Source organism: Frankia sp. AiPs1 (assembly GCF_023716945.1).
Lineage (GTDB): Bacteria > Actinomycetota > Actinomycetes > Frankiales > Frankiaceae > Frankia.
Map to the genome: position 1 here is coordinate 1 of NZ_JAMQQF010000502.1, position 4,416 is coordinate 4,416.

Annotated in this window: 4 protein-coding genes; 1 reads left to right on the forward strand and 3 read right to left on the reverse strand. The window is 72.6% G+C overall.

Annotated features, from left to right (window positions below):
• Nucleotides 1-84: 84 nt before the first annotated feature.
• Together ND748_RS26125 and ND748_RS26130 are read right to left on the reverse strand one after the other, a co-directional pair.
• Nucleotides 85-1,260: a branched-chain amino acid ABC transporter substrate-binding protein gene (locus tag ND748_RS26125; RefSeq protein WP_251748804.1), complete on the reverse strand. Its 1,176-nt coding sequence runs from the start codon at nucleotides 1,258-1,260 to the stop codon at nucleotides 85-87.
• Between the two features lie 371 nt (nucleotides 1,261-1,631).
• Nucleotides 1,632-3,026: a CoA transferase gene (locus ND748_RS26130; protein ID WP_251748806.1), complete on the reverse strand. Its 1,395-nt coding sequence runs from the start codon at nucleotides 3,024-3,026 to the stop codon at nucleotides 1,632-1,634.
• 294 nt (nucleotides 3,027-3,320) lie between these two features.
• Here ND748_RS26130 and ND748_RS26135 point away from each other — a divergent pair, with 294 nt between their 5' ends.
• Complete coding sequence (locus ND748_RS26135; RefSeq protein WP_251748808.1) at nucleotides 3,321-3,908, forward strand: DnaJ domain-containing protein; 588 nt, start codon at nucleotides 3,321-3,323, stop codon at nucleotides 3,906-3,908.
• 141 nt (nucleotides 3,909-4,049) lie between these two features.
• Here ND748_RS26135 and ND748_RS26140 read toward each other — a convergent pair.
• Nucleotides 4,050-4,416, reverse strand: a 367-nt coding sequence (locus ND748_RS26140) for an asparaginase (RefSeq protein ID WP_251748810.1), incomplete at its 5' end; no start/stop codon positions are given.

Consider the following 4,416-nt stretch of genomic DNA (forward strand, 5'->3'; position numbering starts at 1 on the left):
CCCCCCCCCCCCCCCCCCCCCCCCCCCCCCCCCCCCCCCCCCCCCCCCCCCCCCCCCCCCCCCCCCCCCCCCCCCGCACCGGTGTCAGGACTTGATCAGATCCGCGGTGTTCCCGAGAACGGTGATCGCGCCGTTCTTGACCTGGTAGACGAACACGTTGGAACCCTTGACCTCGCCGGTGGACTCGAAGGCGACGGTCTTCGTGATGCCCTGGAAGTTCACGCTGCCGAAGGCCTTCGCGACCGACTCGCGGGAGACGTCGTCGCCGAGCTTCTTGAACACGTCCGCGAGCGCGAGCGTGGCGTCGTACGCCTCACCGGAGTACGTTCCGGGCTTCGCGCCCTTGTTGACCTTCTTGAAGGAGGCGACGAACGCGGCGGCCTTCGGGTCGGTGTTCGCGTCACCGCAGGGGCAGGTGAGGTAGGTGCCCTCGGCCGCGGCGGCGCCGGCCTGCGCGACGTACTGCGGGTCGAGCGAGCCGTCACCACTGGCGATCTTGCCGGTGAAACCCTTGTCCTTGAGTGCCTTGGACAACAGGGCGAGCTCGGCGTAGTAACCCGAGTAGTACAGGACGTCCGGGGCCGCAGCGATGATCTTCGTGGCCTCGGAGGTGTAGTCCTTGGTCGGGTTGATCCCGTCGTGGGTGACGGCGACGCCCTTGGCCTGGAGCTCGGGCTCCAGGGCGCCGGACAGGCCGGTGCCGTACTCGCTCTTGTCATCCAGCGAGTAGACCTTCTTCGCCTGCAGGACGGTGGCCACGTAGTCGGCGGCGGCCTTGCCCTGCACGGTGTCCGGCGCGATGACCCGGTAGAAGGTCTTGAAGCCCAGCGTGGTCAGCGCCGGATTCGTCGCGGACGGGCTGACCGACAGCAGGCCGGCCTGGGTGTAGGCGGGCTCGCTGGCCTTCGTGGCGCCAGAGAACATCGGGCCGACGACGGCGGTGACCTTGGAGTCGTCGATCAGCTTCTGCGCGGCGGTCGGGCCCTGGTCCGGGGAACCGCCGTCGTCGGACTCGACGAGCTTGAGCTGGAACGGCGAGCTCGTGTCGGCGTTCACCTCCGCGATCGCGGTCCGAACGCCATAAAGGGCGTTCAGTCCGAGCTGCTGATTGTCGCCCGAGAGAACGCCCTGAAAGCCGATAGTGATCGTTTTCTTCCCGTTCCCGGAAGAACCACCGTCACTGTCACTCCCACAGGCCGCGGCGGTCAACGTCACGGCCGCGGCGAGGGCTATCGCTCCCAGGAGCGGGCGCCTACGCATGCATTTCCTCCTCCGGTCCGCCGATCGCAAGCCCGATGCCCCGACCGACCCAGCTACGAGCTACCCCCGGCGCCACCGACATCGAGCCGGCGCGCCACCGCCTAGAGGATGCCGCGCCCCCCCGCGCCACCCCCGACCGCCCCCCGAAAATCGTCTCCGGACCGGCGGGATGATCCGGCCGACCCGCACGCACTCTCCACCGAGATGGCGGAAACGTAGTCCCCGGACAGATCAACTGAAAGTACTCATATCAGGTTGTTACCTGCATGACACAAAAGTGGTGCCCAGGCGCACCTGCGGTTTACAATCCGCGCGGGTCGTCCTCGCGCCGCAATATGGCCAGCGCCGGCCCGGAACCGCTCCTGCCGTGGTCAGCGGGGCGCCGACCACACCGCCTGGCTGGTGCCGAGGGAGGCCGGCGGCGACAGCCAGCGCGGGGCCACCCCAGCGATGGTCGCCGCCGGCCGAATGTATGACAGCTCACCGAACTCGCTGGTCAGGCCGGAGCGGTAGGCGGCGACGTCGTCCGCCGTCGGGTCGGGCAGGCCGAGGGTGTCGTGGTGGCCGAGGTCCTGCAACCACCGCCCGGTCCGGGCCAGGGAGACCCGCACGTGCCAGCTCCCGCCCTCACGCACCCGCCGGGCGAGCGCGTCGAGCACCCCGAAGGCGGCGAGATAGCCGGTGCCGTGATCGAGCGCCTGCGCCGGCAGCGGCACCGGGCTCGACGTGCCGGCCGCCGCGGCCGTGGCGAGGACGATCCCCGAGGCGGTCTGGACCAGGCTGTCGAAGCCGCGCAGCCCGCTCCACGGCCCCTGCCGTCCGTAGGCGCTGATACTGGCGTAGACGATGCCCGGTCGCATCCGGGCGACGGCGTCCGGGCCGAACCCGAGCCGGTCCAGCGCGCTCGGCCGGTAGGCCTGCAGGACCACATCCGCGGACGCGATCAGCTCCCGCAGCCGGCGGGCGTCGGCGGCGACCCGCAGGTTGAGGAACGCGTTGCGTTTGCCGAATCCCGTGTCGACCAGCAGGCTGTGCACCTCCGGCAGGTGGGCAGCGCCGACCCGCAGCACGTCCGCGCCGTAGGCGGCGAGCGTGCGCCCGGCGATGGGGCCGGCGATGACCCGGGTCAGGTCCAGCACCCGCAGCCCGGCGGCCGGCGTCTCGGTGGGAGCGAACCGCGCCGGTGGAGCGTCGCCGAGCCGGCTCACCTCGATCACCGGCAGTTCGGCGACCGCCCCGGCCTGCCGGTGCTCGGCCCACTCCGGCTCCGCCCGCGCCATGCTCGCGCACAGCCCCATCGCCTGCAGCTCCAGCTCCAGCGAGGCGGCGTCGAGGCGACGGATCACCCGCTCGACGGCGGCCCGGTCGTTCGGCGCCCCGAGCAGATCCAGCACCCCGTTGCGGTGATGCGGGAAGTTGCAGTGCAGCTGGATCCAGCGGTCGTCGGCCGTGCGGTAGTAGCCCGAGATCGGGTCCCACGGGCCGGGCGGCTCCTTGCCGTTGATGCGCAGGTGGCGCTCGCTACGGAAGGCCGCACCGGCGTGGCGGGTGTCGAGGGTGACGTCCGGGGGGCCGCCGCCGGTGCGGGCGGCCAGCAGCCGCCCGGCCCCGACCGCCGCGGCCGCCACCGAGGCGGTCGCGACCGTCGTCACCCGGTAGAGGCTGGGCAGGACGTCGGCCGGCCCGGTGATGGTCAGCCGGTCCGCGATGCCGGGCTCTCCCACCAGTGACGCAACCTCATCGACGATCTTCGCGACCTGCGCCATGTCCCCATCCCGTGTCACCCGTGCGCACGCTCCGCGCCGGCCCTGACGGCGCGCCACCGGCTGGAGCCGAGGGCGTGACCGGCCCCGCACGCAGGGGGCTGGTCGCGAGCGTGAAACGATCACTCGAATCACAGAGTGCGTAGAATGTTACTTTGAGCGTCGGTCTGGTTGGCGGTCTCGCGCTCGCCTTCGGGCGGTTCGGCGCTCATTCTGGTCACGTGCCCGTACTTTCGCCATGACGCGATGCCGCCGGACCGCCCGATCGGGTGGTCGAGGGCGGCCGGGGAGGCGCCCGTGGGTGTGAAGCCCTCGCTGTACGAGGTCCTCGGGGTGGCGCCGGACGCCACCGCGGACCAGATCCGCCACGCCTACCGGGTCGCCGCGCGACGCACCCATCCGGACTCCGGCGGCTCGTCGCCGGCCTTCGCCCGGGTCAACGTCGCCTATCGGACCCTCAGCGACCCCGGCCTGCGCCGCCGCTACGACCTGCGGCTCACCGGCCCGGACCGGCCGCCTGCCACCGGACCGGGCCGCCCTCGGACCGAATCGCCTCATCCCCAGACCGGGCCAAATCCGACGGGCAGACCACATCCTCAGGGCAGGCCACATCCCCAGGGCGAGCCACATCCCCAGGGCGAGCCGTCTCCCGCCCCGCGGCCCGGCGCCGACCCGGTGGTTCGGCGGCGATACCTGATCCTGATGTCGATCGCACTCACCTTGTTCATCGCGGGTGGCACCGTGGTCCGGATGTACTCCCTCCCGGCCGCCATGATCATGATGGTGATCGCGGCGATCATCCCACCGGTGGCCGTCACCGTCGCGGGCCGTCCCCGCCTGCCCCCCGACCCGGCCCGTCACCACCGGCCGGGACGGCGAGGCTAATGCCGGGCCGGGCCGGCGAAGGCTAGTGCGGGACGGCGAGGCTAGTACAGCCGTTCCTCGGTCCCTTGCCGGTGTTCGCTGACGGCAGCGGGTCGGCGGCCGGGAGCGATGCGCGGTCGCGACCCCGTTGCCCAGACCGGGTCAGCCGGGCAGGCGCACCCGCAGGGAGCCGACCGGGCGCCCGCCGCCGAGCACCGTCGGCGCGCCGAGCACGGCGAGCTGGGCCATGTCGAGCTCCAGATGCCCCGGGGTGTCCACCCCGGGCAGCGCACCCAGGCGGTTCAGCGCGGCCAGCGCGACCGGGATGCCCGCCCGCCCGGCCCCGTCTGCGATCTTGATGGCGACGGTGTGCCCGTCGAGCGTGGCGACCAGGGTGACGCCCTCGGCGCCGTTCTTCGCCAGCACGCCCGGCGCCGCGCGCATCAGGTCGGTGTCCGGGCGCCCGACCCCGCCGACCAGCTCGGGGTGGGCGCGCATGGCGTCGACGACGCGCCGCTCCGGGCTGCCC

Coding starts and splice junctions, on each gene's coding strand:
- ND748_RS26125 (WP_251748804.1), bottom strand. CDS start 1,260: ATGCGTAGGCGCCCGCTCCTGGGAGCGATAGCCCTCGCCGCGGCCGTG.
- ND748_RS26130 (WP_251748806.1), bottom strand. CDS start 3,026: ATGGCGCAGGTCGCGAAGATCGTCGATGAGGTTGCGTCACTGGTGGGA.